We start from the raw sequence: 23,251 nt of genomic DNA, 5'->3' as shown, positions 1-23,251 counted from the left end.
AACTGTCAACTGTCAACTTACTGCGTAACTTTATGAATGCAGAATCAGCTACAAACATTCTAGATAACCTGGTACAGAAAAAGAGAGGCGAACCATTGAACGGCTTACAGCGAGCAATTATTCAAGGAGTGTTAGATGGTTTGACATACCAAGAAATCAAGAATAATTATGCGATCGCGCGGAACTATGAAATATGCTACTTAGCGCGATACGTTGCTTATCATTTGTGGAAATTGCTGACAGAGGTATTGAAAGATGCAGGAATTATCGACCCGGACGAAAGAGTCCGCAACAAAAATTTGTGGGAGTCCGCGATTAGAGTGGCACAGCAAAGCGTGCAGTCGGAATCTGTACAAAAAAGTCAACCCCCCGTACCGCCAGATCCGATGCTGGACAGCAAACTGCGAATGTGTTACCGAATTACCGAACATTTGGTAAGTACCGAGTTTAGCGATACTTACAGCATATTCCATATATGTGTAGTACAGAGAAACCGGGTTTCTTGAACAGAATCAGTTTAAAGGCTAGAACTGTAAAGAAACCCGGTTTCTGAGGTGTACTTCACAAACCTGGAATATGCTGTATCTTGCGGAAGATGAAGATATGCCCGATCGCATACCGGAACTGTTAGCTCGCTTTCAGGAAGATCGATCTTTCTATTTGATAGTTGAATTCATTTATATCTGAAATAGGACTAATGAGTTATCTTCTTCAGTCCTCTTTGAGAGGACTTGCACTATGAGACAGGGAATTAATTCCCGCTAAGGACTGTGGAATGAATCTTTATTCGCGATCGCGTCTCAATCTCAAAACTGATGGAAGTGAACCATCTACTCTACATATTCACATACTTTGCACTTTCCCGCAATCTATTTTGCACTCATACTTAATCAAGTCTGTGGGTAGAACGAATGATTTTCCCATCTGGGCGGCTTAAGATTTAACTCAAGAATGAATCAAAATATCGGGGTTTTAAAATTATGTTAGACATCACCACAACCAATCCTAACGATCGCCTTTATTTCAATCAACAGCCAAAGGATCTCGCCCCATCAACATTTCCGGCTAACAGCGACTTGCTCAACTCAGCGATCGATCCATTGAATATTCCTGGTTATAGTGCTGAATCTAGCTTGACTAATCCCACAGCATCCAGCTTCGACCAACAGACACAGATAGCAGATTTTATTGTAGCTAATGCAGGCGAAGGCTTCAGTTTCCCTGCGAGCGATCGAGTTACTGGCGATGTCGCCGATGCTCAACTCAAACCGCAGTCAGAATCGGCGATCGCAAACGCAGATCCGCTAACAGGAATGATTTCTGCTTCCCAGTTGAATTTCGCCGATCCAGGTAACACTCTTTTGACAGCTCGTAATGTTGTTGGCGTTCAGAATGGTAGCATCAGTTTAACTGATTTTGTGGGCCTAGGCGATCGGGACGATTTCTACCGATTCGAGCTCAACACTAGGAGCAATTTTAGCCTGCGTCTAGACGGTTTGAGAGCGGATGCTGATGTACGGTTAATTCAAGATAGAAACGGCAACGGTAGAGTTGATTTAGGGGAAATTATTGACTACTCTCTTGAGAGTGGCACTGTCCCCGATGTCATTAATGTATCCAATCTGGAGGCAGGGACATACTATGTCCAAGTTTATAGCTTCTTAAGCAACTCTACTAATTACAACCTGAATCTTTCTGCCACCTCTATTCCTGAACTAAATATTCCCACACCTAGCGGCCCTTTTAATAGTAATTACGGCTACGGTTTGGTGAATGCAAATGCAGCAGTTTCCAGCACCTTGAACAGTTCAAATCCTTTCCCTGCTCTCCCCAATTTGGGCGGGAATAATTGGGCGCTAGATGTCATAAATGCACCGGAAGTTTGGAATCAGAACATTACAGGAAATGGGATTGTTGTAGCTGTTGTGGATAGTGGTGTTGACTACACCCATCCTGACTTGGATGACAATATTTGGCGGAACCCTGGTGAAATTGCTGGAAACGGCATTGATGACGATGGCAACGGATATATTGATGATATTCGGGGTTGGGATTTTGTGGGAAGCGACAACAACCCAATGGATATGAGTTTCAACGGTCACGGGACTCACATAGCAGGTGCGATCGCGGCGGAACGAAATGATTTTGGCATCACAGGAGTTGCGCCCAATGCTAAGATTATGCCTGTCAGAGTGTTGCCCGCCTTTGGTAGGGGCTCGGTGAATAATATTGCTGCTGGAATCCGCTATGCTGCTGATAATGGAGCCAATGTAATTAACCTCAGCTTGGGAAATGAGTTTGTCCCTTCCAACGTAGTAAATAACGCAATTCAGTATGCAAATAACAAAGGCTCTGTTGTGGTGATAGCAGCCGGAAATACGGGTGACATCCAACCAGCTTATCCAGCTCGTAATGCCGATAGCTTGGGAATTGCAGTGGGCAGCATTGATGTAAGAGGCCGCATGGCTGATAGCTCTAACCGGGCGGGTTCCAGACCTTTAGATTACTTAGTTGCTCCGGGAGTAGAGATAGTTTCTACTACTCCTGATGAGGATTATGAACTCAGAACTGGTACGTCTTTTGCAACGCCACAGGTAGCGGGTGTAGCGGCTTTAGTTTTGAGTGCCAATCCGACTTTAACTCCGGCTCAAGTTGAGCACATTTTGACGACAACAGCTAATAGAAATGGGTTAACAGGATAGCATTGCAAATCCTCACTTAAGTCCAGCGGACATTAATAGAGCATATTTAGCAGACGGCTCTGGATATGAACGCTCCAAACACGCCAGGTTTTGAGGTTGGATTTGACTATGCCAGTGGATAATGGTTTGATTCAAACCGATCGCCCGATCGCTAAAATTGTCGTCTAATTCAGATTTGAGTCCTCATCCCGGCGGCGAGATTGGGGAGGCAGAGTAAACTTCTAGGAAGGTCGATCGCCTGTGGCAGATTGAGGCGATCGCACGACGACAGCAGAAAGAGCGATCGGGCTAATTCTCTAAATTCCAACTCTAGAATCCTATGCTGTATTCCCCATTTAAGCGACTCAAATCAACCCACTCTAGGCTCACTAATGTTTTCCTAGGTTCCATTTCCCTGTTCCTGCTTGCCACTATGTCCCTATTAAATACTCCTGACTCTCTCTTCGGAGCGATCGCTCAAACTACGGATGCTCGTCAACTAGAGGCCGATCGGCTAATACAGCAGGGGATTCAACAGCGTCGCACTAGCCAATTCCAAGCAGCGCTGAATTCCTGGCAACAGGCACTGCAAATTTATCGCGCCCTCAAAAACCGCGTAGGGGAAGGTGCAGCACTGTTCAATGTGGGAGTTGCTTACCTCAATCTGGGCGACTCGGCCAAAGCCATTGAGTATTCACAGCAATATTTAGGGCTTGCCCGCGAAATTAAAAACCGCCAAGTGGAGGGTATAGCACTGGGCAATTTGGGACTTGCTTACCTCGCTCTGGGCAACTATCCCAAAGTCATTGAGTATTCACAGCAACAGTTAGCGATCGCCCGCGAAATAAAAGACAGCACGAGTGAAGCTGTAGCACTAGGCCATTTGGGACATGCTTACGACTCTCTGGGCGACTATGCCAAAGCCATTGAGTATTTACAGCAATATTTAGCCATCGCACGCGAAATTAAACACCGCCAAGGGGAAGGTGTGGCACTGGGCAATTTGGGAGGTGCTTACCTCTATCTGAGCAACTATGCCAAAGCCATTGAGTATTCACAGCAGAGTTTAGCGATCGCCCGCGAAATGAAAAACCGCCAAGGGGAGGCAAAGGCACTAGGTCGTTTGGGATACGCTTACTACTATCTGGGCAAGTATACCCAAGCCATTGAGTATTCACAGCAGAGTTTAGCGATTGCCCGCGAAATTAAAGACCGCCAAGAGGAGGGTGTAGCACTGGGCCATTTGGGACGTGTTTACGACTCTCTGGGCAACTATGCCAAAGCCATTGATTATGGGCAGCAACATTTAGCGATCGCCCGCGAAATTAAAAACCGCCAAGGGGAGGGTGTTGCACTCGGCAATTTGGGAATTGCTTACCTCGATCTGGGCAACTATGCGAAAGCCATTGAGTATACACAGCAGACTTTAGTCATCGCCCGCGAAATTAAAGACCACCACAGTGAAGGGAATGCACTAGGCAATTTGGGAATCGCTTACAGCTCTTTGGGCAACTATGCCAAAGGCATTGAGTATTCACAGCAGAGTTTAGTCATCGCCCGCGAAATTAAAGACCGCCAAGGGGAAGGTGCAGAACTGGGCAATTTGGGAAATGCTTACCTCTATCTGGGCGACTATGCCAAAGCCATTGAGTATTTGCAACAACAGTTAGCCATCGCCCGTGAAATTAAAGACCGCAACGGGGAAGGGAATGCACTGGGCAATTTGGGAATCGTTTACAGCTATCTGGGCAACTATGTCACAGCCATTGATTATGCACAGCAGAGTTTAGCCATCGCCCGCGAAATTAAAGACCGCAACGGGGAAGGTAAGGCGCTCAACAATCTTGGATTGGCGTTCTTGAAAGCTGGCAACCCCACAGAAGCTGAAAAAACGCTCGTCAATGCCATTCAAGTTTGGGAATCGATGCGGCAAATGCTCGGCTCCAACGACGCGAATAAAGTCTCCATCTTTGAAGGACAAGCTCGCACCTATTGGGCTTTACAACAAGTCAGGGTGGCTCAGAATAACCCGATCGCCGCCTTAGAAATTGCCGAACGAGGACGTGCTCGTGCCTTTGTCGATCTCCTGACAGAACGCTTATCCTCTGGTGATGCCAATTCGGTCATCGTCGCTGCTCCCAACCGGGATCAAATCCGCCAAATCGCCAAAGCACAGAACGCCACTTTGGTGCAGTATTCCATCATCTACGACGCCTTCCAGATTCAGGGCAGACTAGAAGGGCGTGAATCCGCGATTTACATTTGGGTGATTCAACCCACAGGCGAAATCACGTTCCGCGAGGTAGACCTTAAACCCCTCTGGCAAAAACACAACGCCTCCCTCAGAAGCTTAATCGTTGGCAATCAAGAATTCCTGGCTGTCCGCAGTCGCAGCAGTTTTGGCTCCACCCAACCCCAACCCAACTTACCGACACTGCATCAACTGCTGATTGACCCAATTCAAACGCTTCTACCCAAAGACCCCAATGCCCGCGTCATTTTCATTCCTCAACGATCGCTCTTTCAAGTACCCTTCCCCGCCCTCCAAGATGCAAACGGCACTTACTTAATCGAAAAACACACGATTCTCACCGCCCCCTCGATTCAAGTATTAGATTTAACCCGACAGCAACGGCAAAAGTTAGTACAGAAGCAATCCAACAGTGGCAGGGCTCTAGTCTTGGGCAATCCCACGATGCCGAGTGTGTCTCTCTCTGTGGGAGAACCCAAACAGCAATTGTCTCCTCTACCTGGGGCTGAAGCTGAAGCTAGAGCGATCGCGCCTCTGCTCAACACTCAAGCGATCTTAGGTGCTCAAGGGACAAAATCTGCGATCGTTCAAAAAATGCCCCAAGCATCGATTATTCACTTGGCAACGCATGGATTGCTGGATGATGTGCGCGGATTGGGAAGTGCGATCGCTATGGCTCCTTCTGGTAGCGATGACGGCTTATTGACCGCAGAAGAGATTTTTGACATGAAACTGCAAGCAAGCTTAGTCGTTTTGAGTGCTTGCAACACCGGAGAAGGGAGGATTACCGGGGATGGAGTAATTGGTTTGTCGCGCGCTTTGATTTCGGCAGGAGTGCCAAGTGTGATTGTTTCTTTATGGGCGGTTCCTGATGCGCCGACATCGGAATTGATGCAGTCGTTTTATCAAAATTTGCAAAATAATCCCGACAAAGCACAGGCATTGCGGCAAGCAATGTTAACTACGATGAAAACTCATCCCCAGCCGCGAGATTGGGCGGCATTTACTTTGATTGGGGAGGCAGAGTAAGGACGATCGCGACAAGCAGATTACAGAGTACGATCGGGGATACTAACCCTTACCGCGAAACTGGTGGCTGCAAAATTTCATCCTCCGGGGCTATTTTTGCTGACTCCAAAACCTCCTCTAAAACCGGAGAAGGAATCGGCACTTCCTCAACTACCTGATGCTTTTCCAAAGTCAAGCGAGACTGCGACGCACCAGACAATCTTTTCAACAATTTCGGTGTCGGATCGTACAGCAAATAAATAATTCGATCGCCCGCTTGCCAAATCTGAGTTGCCGACACTACTTGCAAGTATCCCTGCCTTTCCAGCAGCAGCGGCGCTAACTCCCCGGCTTTAACTAAAGCTTGTAAGTGAGCAATCTGAAACTGCAATCCCTCTGTTTTTAACTCAGTTTCCCCCAATTTCACTTCGCCGTCGCTCAAATATTCGTTCCAATCCTTCAGCGACAAATCGGAGACAAAAGCTTGATTGATTTTACTCTGATTAGCAGGCGTATTTGCTTGCGGATCTTTGGGGAATATTGCCAAAACCCTTGGGGGTGCAAACTCTTCAGCAGCTCGCTGAGCTAACACTAAGTTTACCTCGCCGTTGTTAGTCATTGCCAAAAAAGTTCCCATCGATTCCAGTCCGGCTTCTTCTAACACGCTGTGATCCAGAGCACTGCTCAAAAACACCCGCAAACCCTCTCGTTCTGCTTGTGCACAAGCTTCCGGGTTGGTGTCGATAATTGCCACCGATTCTCCGCGTTCTTGAAACAAGCGAGCAATTAATCTGCTCAAAGGATTTGACCCGACAATTGCTGCACCGGTTGCGGATTTTGAGGTAATTCCCAAAAGTTGAGCCATCCGTCCGGCTGTTAGTCCCTGGACGAAAACTGTCATAATAATTGTTAGGAAAACTAAGGCTTTAATCGAGTCGCCGCCGTTGATTCCCCGCTGGGTGAGCAAAATTGCAAATAAAGATGCGATCGACGCTGAGACAATTCCCCTCGGCGCTACCCAACAAACAAATAATTTCTGCCGCCAATTCAGTCCGCTGTTCCAAGTACACAGCCAAACGTTGATCGGGCGCACTACCCACATTAAAGCTAAAACTGTAAACAAACTTCCCCAACCGAGGGCGACCACACTAGCGAGGGATAAATCGGCCGCCAGCAGCACGAACAGCATGGAAATAGCCAGGACTGTGAGTTGACCTTTAAACCTCCTCAGCAGCCTTTCTTCCGGCACAGCAGCGGCTCTGAGGACGATGCCGGATACCACTGTTGCCATCAGTCCCGATTCGCTGCGGATTTCTTCTGCTAAGCCGAAAAATCCCCACAAACCAGCTAATACTACTAAGTTTTTGAGGTCTTCTGAGAGAAATTGCGATCGCTTGAGAATGAATCCCAGCAGCCAACCTCCCGCAACTCCGACGAGTGCGCCAACGAAGAGTCGCACGATTAAATCTCGGAACAAAACCAGCAAATCAGCATTGCCGTTCAAAATAATATTCAGCACCAATACTGCCAGAATTGCCCCGACAGGATCGATTAAAACGCCTTCTGCTTCTAGCAAGGCGGCAACTTTTTTGTCAACGGATACTTGTTTGAGCAAAGGGCCGATTACTGTCGGGCCTGTGACGACTACTAGAGAAGCATACAAAAATGCGATCGGCCAGGGAAATTCTCCCAACCAGTGTGCGGCCATTCCGCCGCCTATGAGCGTAATTAAAGTGCCTACGGTAACTAAATTGCGGATGCTGCCGGAAAGTTTGCCTAAATCTCGCAATTCCAAATTCAAGCCGCCTTCAAACAGAATTAAAGCTACGCAAAGGGATACCATAACTTCCAAACCGCTTCCCAGCAGATTCGGGTGCAGCACTCCCAAGCAGTCTGGGCCGGCTAAAATGCCAAACAACAGCAAAAAGACGATCGCCGGAACTTTCAGATAAGCGGCGATAACTTGAGCGCTGATGCCACAGATGACGGTCATGACCATCAACTGGGTGATGTTAAAGGGGATTTCCATAGATATAATTGTTACAGGCAGCCCGCTCAGTTTTAAATGTTCGATCGCGGGTAATTTGAGTGCAGGCGCTATTTTCGGCGCAGCTTACAAACTCGGCACGGCCCTGGATTTTTCCCAATAAGATTAAAAAACCTTGATAGTCGCTATAACTTTATCAGATAATTCTCTTGGCGTCAAAGATGCGAGTAAGCTGTAGCTAAGCTGTTGCGGCATTTAAAGGGTATGTCAAAAAAAATTAAAGTCTTGTGGGGAGTAGGGGCCCTAGCGTCCCGCCCGCCCTGAATATACAATTTAAATGCGCGACAGCTTAAGCCAGAGATTGTCTGTTATGTTCGAGACTCCGATGCCGATGGGGATGCGGGCACAGAGGGAGAGGATTTGACGAATTTTGATGGGGAGTCAATCGATTTTAGATTTTAGATTTTAGATTTTAGAATTGAAGTATTGACCCCACGGATAAATTCGGGGGGCAAGTTTCATCGGATAAGCTGTTGCGGCATTTAAATGGTATGTCAAAAATTTTTAAAGTCTTGTGGGGAGTAGGGGCCCTAGCGTCCCGCCCGCCCTCAATCTACAATTTAAATGCGCGACAGCTTACAGGTTTTTTATTTCACCGGTCCTGAGTCTGCTTTCGGAATAAATCCGGGGGCTTGTATCCTGGATGCTTTCGGTCAATCTCCAATTAAAAAGCTCACATCTCAAATCGATCGCCCCCAGACTCATCTTTAGAGTAGAGTTTCCATCTAAAAAACTCTAAAATCCCAAGATTCATCTGTAGAGTCAATCTAAAATCTATAATCTAATCTATCGTTCCCACACTCATCTTTAGAGTAGAGTTCCCATCTAAAATTTTACATCACAAGATTCATCTGTAGAGTCAATCTAAAATCTATAATCTATAATCGACTCGCATTCTGCCACCTGCGAAAAAAATCCGATAAAATGGCCGGCGAAATTCGCCCTTCCAGCCAATCTAAAGCCTGGTTTTGCTGGGGTGCGGCCCGATAAAATTTGCACGCATCTATCAGCCGAATCGGAGAATTAGTGCCCGTAGGTTGAGATCGCCATTTTTGTGCAAACTCAGTAATAATAGCCGGAGAAAGTTGTTTTTGCAGCCAATCTAAAGCTTGGTCTTGTTGTGCCAAACCGCGATAAAATTTGCCCACATCTATCAATCGCAAATTACTGTCTTGAGGTAAGGTAGTTGCCCGCCATTTTTGAGCAAATTCCCCTAAAACAGAGGTAGAAACTTGACTTTGCAGCCAAATTAAGGCAGTATCTTGGCTAGCCTTAGCTTGATAAGACGAGAATACCTGAGTCAGCCGCACGTCTGAGATGGGAGTGGGAGTCGGAGTGGGTGTCGGCGGCGGAGTGGGTGTTGGGGCTGGAGGAGGGACAATTACTTTGGGAGATTTTCGCATCAAAGCGGCCCAGGTTTTGAGGCTGGCAATACCGTCTGGATTGAGACCTTGAGATTTCTGAAATGAGATGAGCGCCGCTGTGGTGGTAGCTCCAAATTTACCGTCCATCGCGCCTTGATAGAAACCTTTAATTCTTAATTCCCTTTGGATGTCTGCAACTTTATAACTTACGGTGCCTTCTCGGACGCTTTCATAAATATTGGTGTCTACATTGCCCGATACGCCCGACACGCTGCCGCTGTCGCTGTATTGCCAAAAAGTCCAAGTTTTCCAGCCGCCGGGAACCCAAGGTTCTTCAGCAGTGGTATAGTGAGCAATCCACAGTGGATAATCGGCAAACCGTTTTGTCCCCAAGTTGTCCCAGAAACCGGGGTACGTGTAGATAATCGGCCGCATCAAGGTGGCTTTTTCGACTGCTTCTAGCCAAATTGCGGCTCGATCGCACAATTGAGTCGCAGTCAAACCGCCTGTAGTTTCGATATCCAAGACTGGTGGCAAATCCCCCGGTTCGAGTTTTACAGTTTTCAAGAACAAATCTATTTGTCCTTGAATGCTGCTTGCAGGTTGAAAAAAGTGGTAAGCACCGCGTTGAATCCCCGCCGCTTTCATCGCCGCCCAATTGCGAGCGAAAGTTTGGGCAACGAACGTTGCACCTTCGGTCGATTTGACAAAACTGAAGGTGATACCATCCCGGGCAACTGCTGGCCAATTGACATTGGGCTGGTAGTCGGAAACATCTATACCGCGAATACTCATATGACGAAGAGTTGAGAAAAGCTGGTTTGCTCTGAAGCAGCGACTCGATTAAGGGTACATTAAAATTGTAATGCTAAGTCGCTAATTGTTTTTTTACAGGGGAGATGGTGCGAATGAACTTCGATCGAATAGAGCCCGGCCCTGGTCAAGAGTCTGTTTGGGATTACCCGCGTCCCCCTCGGCTTGAGGAATCGACCAAACACGTACAGATAATTTTTAATGGAGTGACGATCGCCGACACGCGCCGTCCTCAGCGGGTATTGGAGACAAGCCACCCTCCTGCCTACTATATCTGCCCCGATGACATCAAAATGGAATATTTGCACAAAACTTTACGAGGTTCTTGGTGCGAGTGGAAGGGACAAGCCGGTTATTACACTGTGACGGTAGAGTCGAAAGAAGTAGTAAATGCTGCTTGGTTTTATCCCAATCCTAATCAGGTTTTTGCAGCTATTAAAGATTATGTGGCTTTTTATCCGAGCAAGATGGATGCCTGTTATGTGGACGGGGAATTAGTGCAATCTCAACCAGGGGATTTTTACGGCGGCTGGATTACCAAAGATATTGTCGGCCCGTTTAAGGGAGGGCCGGGAACTTGGGGGTGGTGAGGAAGTTTTGAGTTTTGAGTTTTCAGTTTTGAGTTTTGAGTTTTCAGTTGAGAACAGCGACAGAAACCACGTCTTTTTATTTAAACATCGTTACAGCTTTGACCCAGGTTTAAATAAAAACCAGGTTTCTTGAGTGTGCGATCGCATTGAATGAGTTAAGGAATGGCGCTGAAATATTTTTATTACGACGCAAAAAGCCAACATTAAAAAAATGAATAATAACTCAATAGCTTTCTAATTGAGTGAGGATGAATCAATGTAATGCAATGCAGGCAAGGCAGAAGCTAACGCAGCAGCTTATCCCTTGAAATAAACAGTGTAGTCAAGAATACAGTGACTGTTCATAAATAAATGTTAGTATAAGTTAATATCTGACACTAGCTTTGTAGCTTCTTTATTATTTATTTATTCGGATCTGTGCTGTGTCTGTTGAATTTATTGAGCCGTCCAACTCGCCAGAAAACTCACCCAAAAATTTATCTTTAGAGTCTACTCTTAAGGATCTGGCTCTATTCAATTTTCAGGTTGACTCCTCATATCTAGCCAAAGAAGTAGCCCGGTTTTTTCAATCTCACCCGCTGCTTCCGGGAGTTATCTTAACCGTAAATGGAGAATTTTTAGGGATGATATCGCGTCGGCGATTTATGGAACGCATGAGCCGCCCTTACGGAGTAGATATATTTGCTTGCAGACCGATTATAGCCTTGTATCAAATAGCTCAAACCGATAGTTTGATTTTACCAGGAGTAGCCTTAATTGTCATGGCAGCTCAGCGATCCGTGCAGCGACCGCCGGAACTGCTTTACGAGCCGATTGTTGTGCAGTTAGAACCTCAAGTTTACCGACTTTTAGACGTGCATCAACTCTGGGTAGCTTTATCCCAAATTCACCAAGAAGCTACTTGGTCTATGAGCGAACTTTATTACAATTTATCAGTCACGCAATCCGAGCTAGAAGCAGCTAATTCTCAATTAAAAGCAGCTAATTCAGAATTGTATCGCCTTGCTAACTTAGATGGCTTAACTCAGATTGCCAACCGCCACTGTTTTAACGAATACTTACAAAAAGAATGGCAAGAATTGGGAGAAGCTGCGGCAGAAATATCTTTGATTTTATGCGATGTTGACTTTTTTAAGACATACAACGATACTTATGGACATCAGGCGGGAGATGCTTGCTTGCAGCAGGTAGCCAAAACTATTGTTGAGGCTGTACATTACTCAGCAGGCGCAGTTTCGGGGGAGACTCTGGTAGCTCGTTACGGAGGTGAAGAATTTGCGGTAATTTTACCCCGCACTTCGTCAGAAATAGCTGTTTGGATTGCAGAGCAAATTCGAGTTTGGGTAAAAGAACTAGAAATCGAACACCTTAATTCAGCGGTGTGTTCTTTCGTGACGCTGAGTTTGGGGGTAGCGAGTACGTTGCCTCGGCCCGAAACTTCCCACGAAAACCTGATTGCAGCGGCAGACCGTTCGCTTTATCAAGCTAAAGACCGAGGGCGCGATCGAGTGATTTTAGATGCTATAAAATTAGATAAGTAGAAGAGGTTGAGTTCAGGAACTTTTGGCTTATGGAATTGCAGGAATGGCAAAAATTGAGCGAAGAACAAAAAAATCGCTACTCACAGGAATTAGCAGCACATCTGCCACAGTCAGTAATTTTTAAAGGTTTGCGATTTTACCCTGATGGGGGCTCCGAACTCTCTATTGCCATTTTTGAGTATGGAGGAGCTTTATTTTCTCTGATGCCAGGAGGCGAAGTCCAAATTGGATGCGAAGCCGGCAACTTTCGCCCGACAGACGAGCAAATTGAATCATTTCAATATACTGCCGAGGTGTATGAGATCGATCGAGATATATACTCTTACGTCCAAAGCGTCACTACACCTCCTCGAAAGGTGACATTTTCGCCGATGCTTGTAGAAATTCAACCGACAAAAATCGGTCTTGAGGCAATTAGTTCGGAGTCACTTAAAATCCAGAATTTATTAAAAGAGTTTCCAGACAGGCAGAGGATGATATGTAACGAGAGATACGGATTCGATCGCGCTGAGGATGGTGCGGTTGCTGCTTGGGAAATTACGAGCAAAACGCCAGAAGACCTCGCGACTGAATTGGCGACTGAAGGACTCCGCTTGCTAACTTTCGACGAATGGGAGTATGCCTGCGGTGCCGGAAGTACCACTCTATTTCGCTGGGGAGACTTAAATCCTAGCGATTGCTACCCAACTGACAAGGCAGCCGACTGGAAACTCCACTTGCAGCCCAACCTTTTCGGACTCCACATCGCTCAAAATCCTTACGATGGCGAGGTAATTAGCGACAAACATACAGTCCGAGGCGGAGACGGCGGATGCTCCATTTGCGGTGGACTTGGCTCTTTTTTTGGTTGGTTGCCGCTAGCAACTGCCTACTGGGAACCCGATGCACTTGAGTGGTTGGATGAAGACATTAGCGGAAACCTCATGCGCCGCATAATTCCATTACCCTAACGCTGATTCTGGCTTTTTCTTCCTGATTCTTTCTTCGTATCCTACCTTTCGGGAACGGCTTCGCCGAACGCGTCTTCGCGGTTCAACCATACTATTTTTTCCGGTCTGAAAAAAGTAATTAAATAAGAAGCCGATCGCGCAACGGTACGGCTCATAGCTAAAAAGGCGCGAGCGCTCCTTTCCAGCAATCTTTGTGATAAAATTTGCACAAGTATTTAGCTTTAACGCATTTTTCAGCTATGGATCTCACTGGTACTCTTGCAGAAATTATTAGTTTGAGCGTTAATGACAGAATTCGCTTAGTGCAAGCGATATGGGACAGCATAAGTGCAGATCCCGAACATCTTGAATTAACCGAATCTCAAAGGATAGAACTATCTCGTCGCCTGCTAGACCACGAAACAAACCCCAGTGCCGTTATTTCTTGGCAACAAGTCAAAGCTAGAACAATGGCGAGGTTGCAACAGTGAGCCTTTCTATTGTCCTAAGTCCGGCTGCACAGGAAGAGTTTGATGAGGCTGTTGATTGGTACGAGCAACAAAGTGCAGGACTTGGAGTAGAGTTTCTCAATCGTGTAGAAGAATCACTCGATCTCATTAGCGCGACGCCAGAAGCCTACCCAATTGTTTTTCCAGAAATGAGGCGGATAGTCGTGCGAAAGTTTCCCTACTTAATTTACTACCGTGTTGAACCGGAGCAAATTGTAGTTCTCGCGATATTTCACAGCAAGCGAGAGCCGAAAACTTGGCACTCACGAGTCTAAGAATTTTATGAATAGGAGATATATCGGACGATCGCCCCGTGCCTACAAAGACTCGCACCAAGCACGTTCTGCCGTCCAGTGTCTGTCTGAAGATTCATAAATCCTCAACCCATCCAACCCGGCATTTTGGATCATCTCCTCAACTTCATCCAGCGTAAATGCTGCTTGCAACGAATCGCTGAATAACTGTTTCTGATGCGCGTTGCAATCTCCCGCATACAGATTGACTAAATTATCCCTAATTTCCGCTTTTTCCGGCCGCAGCAAATCCCGCAAAAAAATTGCTCCCTGCGGCTTCAACACCCGCTTGACTTCCTGCAAAAACGGCAGCGGATCGGGCAAATGGTGGATAATGCTGTTGGAAATCACCATGTCAAAATAACTGTCTGGATACGGCATGGCCTTAGCATCGATTAATTCGAGACTAATTTGCGATCGCACCCCCGCCTTTTCCACATTTTGGGCCCCAACTTTCAGCATATTTGGCGACAAATCAATGCAAGTCAATTTCCATGCTGGCCGGAGTTGAGAAAGTGCGATCGGAATTCTCGCCGTACCCGTCCCCGCATCCAAAACGTTTCCAAAAACCGGCCCCAAGGCCGCAGCACTCTGAGCAAAAGCAGCATTAACCTCAGTAAAGTCCATCGAATCGTATTCGATCGCCTCTTCCAAGGAATCCATCACTTCCGGTTCCAAAACTCGCTGCATAAAATTTATCTCGTTCTCTGGAATTTCCATATAGGGATTGAGTTTCGCCTGCAAAAGCTCGACTAATTCCGGTTCCATATATTCGTAATTGTCCGGGATTTGCAGGCAAATAACTTTCTTGCCTTCGAGACTTTCGGGAAATTTGCTGCGAAGTCGATCGCCATGCTTCTTCTCCATCACAAATATCAAATCCGCCCAGCCCAGCAAACCCTCAGTTACTCTAATTCTTGCACCTTTTTCCGTTCCCGCCGATCGCACGCTGTAGCCACTAACCTTCTGGTATATCTTCTCGGCAGTCAAACTTCTCCACTTATTCTGACTGCACACAAACAATATCTTGATTTTATCCATTCAGACACAATTATAAAATTCTATGTTTATCGTGGCACGGGCGTCCCGCCTGTGCTTCCGAAGCGGTTAAAAATTTCCTTCTAATTTCCCCCGATCGCACCTTGCATACCACAAATACTGTATTTTGTCAAAAATGGCAAAATCTGCGTTACAATTCTTAAACCATCAAATGCGGATTTTGCATAAATAATTGTACTTATTACATTTGCGAATTCGTTAATTTTACGATTTTAAAAGCTTGCAGCGTCAAAAAGTAAAATTAGTCATAATGCCCCTGGATTATGAAAATCGTACCACAAGCCTCAAAACAAGTAAATAGGTAAAATAATTGAGAATGAAGTCAATAATTTTGGTCGTCTTTAGATTTTCTTAAGATTTCAGCCCTTAAAATAGATCGAACATTTAAAACTAAATCGACTTTTAGATTGTTTTTGCTTATCAAAGTAGCTGGAGTTGCCCCGAAGACCGATCGACCCTCAAGATATAGATACAGATGCTCGATCGCACAATGGCATCCCACCAAACTCGATCGAACTCTGCTAGAATCAGTAAAACGAAGTCGTTATGAGTTTAATTAAATAGCTATGACCAACGAAACCGTAGAAAACCTAGTAATTATCGGCTCAGGCCCAGCAGGCTACACAGCAGCCATCTACGCCGGGAGAGCAAACCTGAAACCCGTAGTCTTTGAAGGCTACCAAATGGGAGGCATCCCCGGCGGTCAACTGATGACCACCACAGAAGTCGAAAACTTTCCCGGCTTTCCCGAAGGCATCACCGGGCCGCAACTGATGGATCGGATGAAAGCTCAAGCAGTGCGCTGGGGTGCCGAATTATACACAGAAGATGTAATTTCGGTGGATTTGACCAAGCGTCCGTTTACAGTGCGATCGGAAGACAGAGAAATCAAAACCCACACGATAGTAATCGCTACAGGCGCGACGGCGAAAAGGCTGGGGCTGCCTAGCGAACACATATTTTGGAGTCACGGCATTTCGGCCTGTGCGATTTGCGACGGCGCTACCCCAATTTTTAAAGGAGTAGACTTAGCTGTCATCGGCGCGGGCGACACCGCAGCGGAAGAATCTATTTATTTGACAAAATACGGCTCTCATGTACATATGCTGGTGCGGCGCGATCGAATGCGCGCCAGCAAAGCCATGCAAGACCGAGTGCTGAGCAATCCCAAAATTACCGTGCACTGGAACACCGAAGCAGTGGATATCTTGGGAGAGCCAGGGGGCAAAATGGACGGGGTGAGAATTAGAAATATCGTGACCGGCGCCGAAAGCGATTTGCTGGTGAAAGGATTGTTTTACGCGATCGGTCACACTCCCAACACTCAACTGTTCCAAGGTCAGCTAGAACTCGACGAAGTAGGCTATATCGCCACCAAACACGGTTCGGTAGAAACCAGCGTCGAGGGAGTTTACGCCGTCGGCGACGTGCAAGACCACGAGTTTCGCCAAGCAATCACCGCAGCCGGCAGCGGCTGTATGGGTGCGATGCTGGCAGAACGTTGGCTGTCAGTTAACGGTTTAACGCAGGAATTCCATCAAACTGAGGAATCCGAGCAACCCCTAGCAGCGCCAGAAACTCCAAAAGTACGCAAAACCAGCGAGAACTTTGATATCCAAGAGACGCGCCACGAAGGAGGTTATGCTTTGCGGAAGTTGTTCCACGATAGCGATCGACTGATTGTGGTCAAATATGCCTCTCCGAGTTGTGGGCCTTGCCACAGCCTCAAGCCGATTTTGAGCAAAGTAGTAGATGAGTTCGATGGCAAAATCCACTACGTGGAAATTGACATCGAAGAAGATCCTGAAATTGCTGAAAATGCTGGCGTGATGGGTACGCCGACGATTCAGTATTTCAAAGACAAAGATTTGGTGGCTGAGCTCAAAGGAGTTAAGCCGAAAAGCCAGTACCGCGAGTTAATTGCCAGTAATTTGTAGGAATTCGATCGATTTTAGATTGGAGGTGTGCCAAGAGAGATTTTTCCTAAACTCAACTTGTGTCCCACCTGCCAAAAACCCGGTTTCTCCCCTGCGCGCCAGTCTCGTGCAGGGGAGAAACCGATTTTTTTGTAGCCCCATCGCGCGAAAAAACCCGGTTTGTCGCGAGTGTTTGGCGAATGAGAAAGAGGATTTTTGACCAGGAATTTCAAAGGTGGTACTCGCCACGTGATTTATCCGTGGAATCAATCCCAAATCGAAAATCGAAAATCCTCAAGAAAGAGCATTTATCCGTGGGCTCAATCGAAAATCGAAAATCGAAAATCGAAAATCGATTGACTGTTCCGGGTTTTTGCGCCTGAGTGCTACTAAAATCGAAAAGTCTTATATAGGTCGATCGTCATTATGGCTCAAAGCCGCCTCCGACTGCCGCGATTTCTCAACAGTGCCTCACCGTCAAGCCTGTCCATGAAAATGATGTGGGCAGGTTTGACAATAACTGCCGTGTTTATATTGGTAGCAACCTTGTCTCCAGCTATGCAAGCTTGGGGATGGCTGCAAAATCCTACCGAGGCTTTGAGTAACCCCATCCACGAACCGCCGTCGGCGAATTATTGGTTTGGTACTAGCCGCAGTGGCTACGATGTGTTTTCGCGCACGCTGTTTGCTTCTCGCGCGGCTTGGCAAGTGGTAATTTTAGCCACTGCTTTGAGTTTGTTTATCGGTGTGCCGCTGGGTTTGGTTAGCGGTTATTTGGGTGGCAAGCTCGATCGAGTGTTGTTATTTTTAATGGATACAATTTATACTTTGCCGGGGCTGCTACTTTCTCTGACGCTAGCGTTTGTAGTGGGAAAAGGAGTTTTGAATGCTGCGATCGCCCTGAGCATTTCCTACATCCCTCAATACTACCGCGTCGTGAGGAATCACACCGTCAGCGTCAAAACCGAATTATTTGTCGAAGCCGCGCGAGCAATGGGTGCTGACACTTGGACAGTGCTTTCGCGCTACCTGTTTCTGAATGTGATTCAGAGCGTACCGGTGCTGTTTGCGCTCAACGCGGCCGATGCAATTTTAACATTAGGAGGTTTGGGATTTCTCGGATTAGGACTTCCCGAAGCAACTCCCGAATGGGGACACGACTTGCGTTTAGCTTTAGATGCGCTACCTACTGGTATTTGGTGGACAGCTTTGTTTCCCGGTTTGGCGATGACTTTAATGGTAGTGGGACTATCTTTGGTGGGGGAAGGATTAAACGAGTTTGTTAACCCTCGCCTGCGGAATCAGCAGTAATCAGTCTCGCGCTTAAATTAAGTTCACAGTCAGGACTTGAGTTTTTTCTTCTTCTCTTTTCTTCCTTCGCGCCCTAGCGCTTACGCGCGGCTTCGCCTAACGCGTCTTCGCGGTTCGTTAAAGGAGAAATTAGGAGGAAAAAAACCCAGATTATAATTGAGGAGGTGAAATGATGAAAAATATTCCCCGTATTGAATATCTCAAAGTCCAAAATTACCGTGCTTTGAACAATCTCGAACTCAAAAATCTCACCCCCTTAACAGTCTTCTTAGGCCCAAACGGTAGCGGAAAGTCAACTATTTTCGATGTTTTCGCTTTCCTATCCGAATGTTTTACCGAAAGCCTAAGAAAAGCCTGGGATAGACGGGGCAGATTTCGAGAATTACGCACCAGAGACAGCGAAGGCTGCATTATCATTGAATTAAAATATCGAGAGACATCCGCATCGCCTTTAATTACCTATCATCTCGCTATAGATGAAGAAAATAATCGTCCCTTCATTGCTGAAGAATGGTTGCATTGGCGACGCGGACAATCGGGAAAAGGAAAACCCTTTCGTTTTTTAGACTTCAAAAAAGGGGAAGGACAAGTCATTAGTGGTGAAAGTCCTGATGAAGAAGGTGAAAGGATAACCGAAAAACTAGAATCCTCTGAATTTTTAGCAGTAAATACATTAGGACAATTTGCCAAACATCCCCGTGTTAGTGCATTAAGACGTTTTATTACAGGCTGGTATTTATCATATTTAACCGCAGATCATACCCGCAGCCTTACCGAAGCAGGTGCACAGGAAAGATTGTCCGCCACGGGGGATAATTTACCAAATGTTATCCAATACCTCAAGGAACAACATCCCCAACGGTTAGAAGAAATATTAAAAACCCTTTCCGTTCGTATTCCACGCCTCGAAAAAGTCGAAGCATCAATCATGCAGGATGGCAGACTTTTGTTGGAAATTAAAGATGCTCCTTTTTCTCATCCAATTCTGGCAAAATTTGCCTCCGATGGTACCTTAAAGCTCTTAGCTTATTTGATAGTATTATTTGACCCTAATCCCCCGCAGTTAGTGGGGATAGAAGAACCAGAAAATCATTTACATCCGAGATTATTACCTCAGCTTGCAGAAGAATGTCGTTCTGCTTCTGCGAATACTCAATTAATGGTGACAACGCATTCTCCCTTTTTTGTGGATAGTTTGAAACCAGAGGAATTATGGGTATTATATCGAGATGAGAAAGGTTTTACTCAAGCAAAAAGAACCGCAGATATGCAGGGAGTAAAACAATTTATGGAACACGGTGCCTTACTGGGTTCGCTGTGGATGGAAGATTTCTTTGATGTGGGAAATCCGCTTAAAAATGCGGGTGCACCGCAAAGATTTTAACTTTAAAATTAAGAGTAGGTGAGGATTTTGCATCTTGAGTTTTTAGTGGAAGAAGCATCACTAGAATCAGCTTTAACCCAGATTTTACCCAAAATATTGCCATCGACTGTTACCTATAAAATTCATGCTTTTCGAGGGAAAACAGATTTACTGGCTAAATTGCCTAACCGTTTGAAAGGTTATCAAGCATGGCTTCCGCCTGATTGGAAAATTGTTATTTTAATAGATGAAGATCGAGAAGATTGTCTCAAATTAAAACAACAACTAGAAATAATGGCAATATCATCGGGATTAATCACTAAATCTTCCTGTCAAAAAGATAAATCATTCCAAGTCTTAAATCGAATTGTAGTTGAAGAATTAGAAGCGTGGTTTTTCGGCGATGTTGAAGCAATTCGCCAAGCTTACCCTAAAGCCTCTCCCAATTTAGCTACTCAAAAAAAATATCGAGAGCCTGATGCTATCAAAGGAGGCACCTGGGAGGCTTTAGAAAGAGTATTACGGAACGCTGGATACCATCAGGGAGGACTAGAAAAATATAAAGCCTCTAGCGAAATTTCTAAATATATGAATCCTGAATCAAATCTCTCTAAAAGCTTCAAAGTCTTTTATCAAGGTTTATTAGAAATCATCAATAGTAAGCAGGTATAATCAACTTTATAGACAATTTTCGCTCTCGTCATTGCTGAGCTAGGAGCCAGGAATGATTTAGAGATCAAACCTAGATCAGCGCTTTCTGATGACACGCTGTAAATAATAACAAAACTTTGAGCATCGCACCAACGTCCTACCGTTCCATTTCTTTAAGCGCATCCTGCAGCTTATGCCTTCTCCAACAATAGCAAGCACATCGCTAACTGGGTAAATTTTCCTTCCCTGGCGGAGTTATCATCTGCAGGTAGTTGCATCAACGTCCGCTGGGGATTTTTTTCCGTCTGCTTGAAATTATCAAGACAATTCGGGAATCCTACCTAAAATTGATGGAAGGAGTTTATTGAATCTTCACACTGTCACAATGTATTTAAAGGAATCGTGAAGTTATACTTCCGGGAGATGTCGAATTGTATTGTTTGTGAGACAGTGCGATCGCGTAAGTGCGAACCGAAAGCCAAAAATTTTAGAGAAGTCCACAGCCGAGAGTTGCGCGGCGGGTTAACTCTCAGTAGAATTTATCCGGGTGGTTTTTGCCACGGACGCGACAAACTCGTGTCGAACTGCTTAAATAAGAATGTGACGTTAAGAACTTAATGTGATTTAACGTCAAAATTAAAGCCAATTTCTGAGATTTGAGCTAACTTAACAATGAAAGCCCCTGTTGCACTACTCAACCCGCAACGCTTCATAGGGGGTCAGAGTCGGTCTCTAATCCAGAGTGGCCGGCTTAAAACTAAAGCTACGAGCTTTATTCAATCGCAGATTGCGTATGATTCAATTCAGGGAAACAGGGTAATGATGGGTGTATCTACACGGATGGTATTGGTTCCAATTTGGGCAACTCAAAAATTGTCTGCTAACTGTCTGGCCAACTACGCCGCAGCCGTTCACCCAGATATACGCAGAAAACAGCGCCGTTCGATCGTGCCAAAGTTTTTGCGGGCCGTTCTCAGGATTTAGCAGAGCTGGACATGAGTTAGTATTGTCAAGCTAAGCTGACAGAGTTTTCCTAGTTCTTGACAAACAATGGAAAACAACTTCCATTTTTTGTGAGAAAGGCTACAATCGGGAAGGTCTTGGCAAGATCCGATTCTCCCCTTTTGGTGCTTCAACCCTCTGCTGTTGCATTTGAGGCAGCAGACCGACATCCAAGGTGGCGAAAATTTGCCGTGCAACTGTCATGTCTGACAACCAGAGTGAAAGCAAGGCGAATCAAAAGTTCGATACCTCCAATACAAAAGTTAGAGGGTTCCGTGCGGGAAAACTTGTACGGGTAAAAGCTCGAAGTACCGAGTAAAAAAGCCAGTATTTTTGGAAGTGCGATCGATCGCACTTCATGGTTTGCTTCTGTGGGCAAGGTATCGCAGGTGATGTGGTAACTCGTTCCGAAAGAAAAAGCCGCTAGCTCAATTCAAGGTCGCGATGTTAAAATTTGCGATCGATTGAATGCGCTGCCTGCTTCAAACCAGAACTCGAACCGTGACTCATAAAACAGGTGCAGTTTCGGTAACAGATTCAGCTAGCAAACCGAAAATCCCACTATTTTTTCCTGCGGGAATGTCAATACTGGCTAACTTGTCTAAACTACAAACAGACACTATTCCACTGTTATTTATTCTTTAATTCAGGAGCATGAGGAAGACGGCATGATCCAGGCTAACACCGTACTCGCAACCACAATTACACCGGAAATGGAAACACTCGAGTTGCTTCGGGGCGCCGAAAGCGTTCTACCTGAGAGCGAGTTGGAACTCTTTATCGACGAAGAAGATGATCGAGAAGAATTCTTAGACTCTCAATCTGAGGACGACACTAAAGCTGGCAAAGGCGCCAAAGCCCGCCGTCGGGCACAGGCAAAGAAAAAGCATTATACTGAAGACTCTATTCGTCTTTACCTGCAAGAAATCGGTCGGATTCGACTGCTGCGAGCTGACGAAGAGATTGAACTAGCGCGCAAGATTGCAGATTTGCTGGAATTAGAGCGAGTTCGAGAACAACTGCTCGAAGAGTATAACCGCGAACCCAAAGACAGCGAATGGGCGAATGCTGTAGATATGGCACTTCCTGCATTCCGTCACCGACTTCACGTCGGCCGTCGGGCCAAGGAAAAAATGGTGCAATCAAACCTGCGTTTGGTGGTGTCGATCGCCAAAAAATACATGAATCGCGGTTTGTCTTTCCAAGATTTGATTCAGGAAGGCTCTTTGGGTCTGATCCGGGCCGCTGAAAAATTCGATCACGAAAAAGGCTACAAGTTTTCTACCTACGCAACTTGGTGGATACGTCAGGCTATCACCCGAGCAATTGCCGACCAATCGCGCACTATCCGCCTACCTGTTCACCTTTACGAAACCATTTCGCGGATCAAGAAAACTACTAAACTCCTGTCTCAGGAAATGGGTCGCAAGCCTACGGAAGAAGAAATTGCTACCCGCATGGAAATGACGATCGAGAAGTTGCGGTTCATTGCTAAGTCCGCACAATTGCCAATCTCTCTAGAAACTCCGATCGGCAAAGAGGAAGACTCACGTCTGGGAGACTTTATTGAATCTGACGGGGAAACACCAGAAGATCAAGTCTCCAAAAACCTGCTCAGGGAAGACTTGGAAAGCGTTTTGGATACTCTCAGCCCCCGCGAACGGGATGTACTGCGGCTGCGTTACGGCTTAGATGACGGACGGATGAAGACCTTGGAGGAAATTGGTCAAATCTTTAACGTCACCCGCGAGCGGATTCGCCAAATCGAGGCTAAAGCTTTGCGGAAGTTGCGCCATCCCAACCGGAACAGCATCTTGAAAGAATATATCCGCTAGAGTAATTTGCTAGCATCACCCGAAAGAGTGATTATCACTCTTTTGGGGGGGGGAACCCCCCGACCCGGTTTGAGCTATAGCTGTTAAA

21 protein-coding genes are annotated in these 23,251 nt (G+C 46.0%); 15 read left to right on the top strand and 6 right to left on the bottom strand.

The window, feature by feature from the left end:
- Nucleotides 1-32: 32 nt before the first annotated feature.
- Both QT984_RS14290 and QT984_RS14285 read left to right on the top strand, forming a co-directional pair.
- Nucleotides 33-506: a hypothetical protein gene (locus QT984_RS14290; protein WP_333208256.1), complete on the top strand. Its 474-nt coding sequence runs from the start codon at nt 33-35 to the stop codon at nt 504-506.
- A 474-nt stretch (nt 507-980) separates the two neighbouring features.
- A complete protein-coding gene (locus QT984_RS14285; protein WP_333208257.1) occupies nt 981-2,702 on the top strand; it encodes a S8 family serine peptidase in 1,722 nt (573 codons plus the stop codon).
- Nucleotides 2,703-2,871: 169 nt separating this feature from the next.
- Here QT984_RS14285 and QT984_RS14280 read toward each other — a convergent pair whose 3' ends face one another.
- Nucleotides 2,872-3,009: a hypothetical protein gene (locus QT984_RS14280; protein WP_333054785.1), complete on the bottom strand. Its 138-nt coding sequence runs from the start codon at nt 3,007-3,009 to the stop codon at nt 2,872-2,874.
- Nucleotides 3,010-3,114: 105 nt separating this feature from the next.
- On the opposite strand from QT984_RS14280, the gene QT984_RS14275 reads away from it, so the two are divergent.
- Nucleotides 3,115-5,961 carry a CHAT domain-containing tetratricopeptide repeat protein gene (locus QT984_RS14275; RefSeq protein WP_333054786.1) on the top strand — a complete coding sequence of 949 codons (2,847 nt, stop codon included), beginning with the start codon at nt 3,115-3,117 and terminating at the stop codon, nt 5,959-5,961.
- A 49-nt stretch (nt 5,962-6,010) separates the two neighbouring features.
- On the opposite strand, the gene QT984_RS14270 is transcribed toward QT984_RS14275, so the two are convergent.
- The gene (locus tag QT984_RS14270; RefSeq protein WP_333054787.1) at nt 6,011-7,969 is read right to left on the bottom strand and encodes a cation:proton antiporter domain-containing protein; all 1,959 of its coding nucleotides are present in this window, start codon (nt 7,967-7,969) and stop codon (nt 6,011-6,013) included.
- Here QT984_RS14270 and QT984_RS14265 point away from each other — a divergent pair.
- Nucleotides 7,932-8,090 carry a hypothetical protein gene (locus tag QT984_RS14265; RefSeq protein ID WP_333234130.1) on the top strand — a complete coding sequence of 53 codons (159 nt, stop codon included), beginning with the start codon at nt 7,932-7,934 and terminating at the stop codon, nt 8,088-8,090. The two genes, QT984_RS14270 and QT984_RS14265, sit on opposite strands and share 38 nt — an antisense overlap.
- 775 nt (nt 8,091-8,865) lie before the next feature.
- Here QT984_RS14265 and QT984_RS14260 read toward each other — a convergent pair.
- Complete coding sequence (locus QT984_RS14260) at nt 8,866-10,146, bottom strand: GH25 family lysozyme (RefSeq protein WP_333054789.1); 1,281 nt, start codon at nt 10,144-10,146, stop codon at nt 8,866-8,868.
- Between the two features lie 113 nt (nt 10,147-10,259).
- Here QT984_RS14260 and QT984_RS14255 point away from each other — a divergent pair, with 113 nt between their 5' ends.
- The 3 genes from QT984_RS14255 (at nt 10,260) to QT984_RS14245 (ending at nt 13,245) form a co-directional block, all read left to right on the top strand.
- Nucleotides 10,260-10,754 carry a DUF427 domain-containing protein gene (locus QT984_RS14255; RefSeq protein WP_333203908.1) on the top strand — a complete coding sequence of 165 codons (495 nt, stop codon included), beginning with the start codon at nt 10,260-10,262 and terminating at the stop codon, nt 10,752-10,754.
- Between the two features lie 422 nt (nt 10,755-11,176).
- Nucleotides 11,177-12,295: a diguanylate cyclase gene (locus tag QT984_RS14250; RefSeq protein ID WP_333374248.1), complete on the top strand. Its 1,119-nt coding sequence runs from the start codon at nt 11,177-11,179 to the stop codon at nt 12,293-12,295.
- A 29-nt stretch (nt 12,296-12,324) separates the two neighbouring features.
- Nucleotides 12,325-13,245, top strand: a complete 921-nt coding sequence (locus QT984_RS14245) for a hypothetical protein (protein ID WP_333104996.1) — start codon at nt 12,325-12,327, stop codon at nt 13,243-13,245.
- A 41-nt stretch (nt 13,246-13,286) separates the two neighbouring features.
- On the opposite strand, the gene QT984_RS14240 is transcribed toward QT984_RS14245, so the two are convergent.
- Nucleotides 13,287-13,454 (bottom strand): hypothetical protein, encoded by a 168-nt coding sequence (locus QT984_RS14240; protein WP_333180976.1) that lies wholly within the window; start codon nt 13,452-13,454, stop codon nt 13,287-13,289.
- A 30-nt stretch (nt 13,455-13,484) separates the two neighbouring features.
- Here QT984_RS14240 and QT984_RS14235 point away from each other — a divergent pair, with 30 nt between their 5' ends.
- Entirely contained in the window at nt 13,485-13,715 is a 231-nt protein-coding gene (locus tag QT984_RS14235; RefSeq protein ID WP_333234125.1) for an addiction module protein, read from the top strand.
- The gene (locus QT984_RS14230; protein WP_333234124.1) at nt 13,712-14,008 is read left to right on the top strand and encodes a type II toxin-antitoxin system RelE/ParE family toxin; all 297 of its coding nucleotides are present in this window, start codon (nt 13,712-13,714) and stop codon (nt 14,006-14,008) included. Before QT984_RS14235 ends, QT984_RS14230 begins: the two co-directional genes overlap by 4 nt.
- A 42-nt stretch (nt 14,009-14,050) precedes the next feature.
- Here QT984_RS14230 and QT984_RS14225 read toward each other — a convergent pair whose 3' ends face one another.
- The gene (locus QT984_RS14225) at nt 14,051-15,067 is read right to left on the bottom strand and encodes a methyltransferase domain-containing protein (RefSeq protein WP_333374245.1); all 1,017 of its coding nucleotides are present in this window, start codon (nt 15,065-15,067) and stop codon (nt 14,051-14,053) included.
- 584 nt (nt 15,068-15,651) lie between these two features.
- Between QT984_RS14225 and trxB the strand changes: the two genes are divergently transcribed.
- The 5 genes from trxB (at nt 15,652) to QT984_RS14200 (ending at nt 21,310) form a co-directional block, all read left to right on the top strand.
- Nucleotides 15,652-17,022, top strand: coding sequence for a thioredoxin-disulfide reductase (trxB, locus tag QT984_RS14220; protein WP_333374243.1), 1,371 nt, complete (start codon nt 15,652-15,654; stop codon nt 17,020-17,022).
- A gap of 405 nt (nt 17,023-17,427) precedes the next feature.
- Entirely contained in the window at nt 17,428-18,312 is an 885-nt protein-coding gene (locus tag QT984_RS14215) for an ABC transporter permease (RefSeq protein ID WP_333054802.1), read from the top strand.
- A 169-nt stretch (nt 18,313-18,481) separates the two neighbouring features.
- The gene (locus QT984_RS14210) at nt 18,482-19,696 is read left to right on the top strand and encodes an AAA family ATPase (protein WP_333054803.1); all 1,215 of its coding nucleotides are present in this window, start codon (nt 18,482-18,484) and stop codon (nt 19,694-19,696) included.
- 45 nt (nt 19,697-19,741) lie between these two features.
- Complete coding sequence (locus QT984_RS14205; protein ID WP_333054805.1) at nt 19,742-20,347, top strand: DUF4276 family protein; 606 nt, start codon at nt 19,742-19,744, stop codon at nt 20,345-20,347.
- Nucleotides 20,348-21,145: 798 nt separating this feature from the next.
- Nucleotides 21,146-21,310, top strand: coding sequence for a hypothetical protein (locus tag QT984_RS14200; protein WP_333054806.1), 165 nt, complete (start codon nt 21,146-21,148; stop codon nt 21,308-21,310).
- A 148-nt stretch (nt 21,311-21,458) separates the two neighbouring features.
- Here the strand turns inward: QT984_RS14200 and QT984_RS14195 are convergent, their stop codons facing one another.
- The gene (locus QT984_RS14195; RefSeq protein ID WP_333054807.1) at nt 21,459-21,707 is read right to left on the bottom strand and encodes a hypothetical protein; all 249 of its coding nucleotides are present in this window, start codon (nt 21,705-21,707) and stop codon (nt 21,459-21,461) included.
- Nucleotides 21,708-21,996: 289 nt separating this feature from the next.
- On the opposite strand from QT984_RS14195, the gene rpoD reads away from it, so the two are divergent.
- Nucleotides 21,997-23,163 carry an RNA polymerase sigma factor RpoD gene (rpoD, locus tag QT984_RS14190; RefSeq protein ID WP_333054809.1) on the top strand — a complete coding sequence of 389 codons (1,167 nt, stop codon included), beginning with the start codon at nt 21,997-21,999 and terminating at the stop codon, nt 23,161-23,163.
- Nucleotides 23,164-23,251 lie beyond the last annotated feature (88 nt).

It is taken from the genome of Microcoleus sp. Z1_B2 (assembly GCF_036700325.1).
Classification (GTDB): domain Bacteria; phylum Cyanobacteriota; class Cyanobacteriia; order Cyanobacteriales; family Microcoleaceae; genus Microcoleus.
Note: the sequence above shows the minus strand (reverse complement) of the source record. Positions and strands in the feature narration are given on the sequence as shown.

Bases quoted from the DNA above. Each gene is read 5' to 3' on its own strand.
- QT984_RS14290 (WP_333208256.1), top strand. From the start codon at position 33: ATGAATGCAGAATCAGCTACAAACATTCTAGATAACCTGGTACAGAAA.
- QT984_RS14285 (WP_333208257.1), top strand. From the start codon at position 981: ATGTTAGACATCACCACAACCAATCCTAACGATCGCCTTTATTTCAAT.
- QT984_RS14275 (WP_333054786.1), top strand. From the start codon at position 3,115: ATGTCCCTATTAAATACTCCTGACTCTCTCTTCGGAGCGATCGCTCAA.
- QT984_RS14265 (WP_333234130.1), top strand. From the start codon at position 7,932: ATGACCATCAACTGGGTGATGTTAAAGGGGATTTCCATAGATATAATT.
- QT984_RS14270 (WP_333054787.1), bottom strand. From the start codon at position 7,969: ATGGAAATCCCCTTTAACATCACCCAGTTGATGGTCATGACCGTCATC.
- QT984_RS14260 (WP_333054789.1), bottom strand. From the start codon at position 10,146: ATGAGTATTCGCGGTATAGATGTTTCCGACTACCAGCCCAATGTCAAT.
- QT984_RS14255 (WP_333203908.1), top strand. From the start codon at position 10,260: ATGAACTTCGATCGAATAGAGCCCGGCCCTGGTCAAGAGTCTGTTTGG.
- QT984_RS14245 (WP_333104996.1), top strand. From the start codon at position 12,325: ATGGAATTGCAGGAATGGCAAAAATTGAGCGAAGAACAAAAAAATCGC.
- QT984_RS14235 (WP_333234125.1), top strand. From the start codon at position 13,485: ATGGATCTCACTGGTACTCTTGCAGAAATTATTAGTTTGAGCGTTAAT.
- QT984_RS14225 (WP_333374245.1), bottom strand. From the start codon at position 15,067: ATGGATAAAATCAAGATATTGTTTGTGTGCAGTCAGAATAAGTGGAGA.
- trxB (WP_333374243.1), top strand. From the start codon at position 15,652: ATGACCAACGAAACCGTAGAAAACCTAGTAATTATCGGCTCAGGCCCA.
- QT984_RS14215 (WP_333054802.1), top strand. From the start codon at position 17,428: ATGGCTCAAAGCCGCCTCCGACTGCCGCGATTTCTCAACAGTGCCTCA.
- QT984_RS14210 (WP_333054803.1), top strand. From the start codon at position 18,482: ATGATGAAAAATATTCCCCGTATTGAATATCTCAAAGTCCAAAATTAC.
- QT984_RS14200 (WP_333054806.1), top strand. From the start codon at position 21,146: ATGATGGGTGTATCTACACGGATGGTATTGGTTCCAATTTGGGCAACT.
- rpoD (WP_333054809.1), top strand. From the start codon at position 21,997: ATGATCCAGGCTAACACCGTACTCGCAACCACAATTACACCGGAAATG.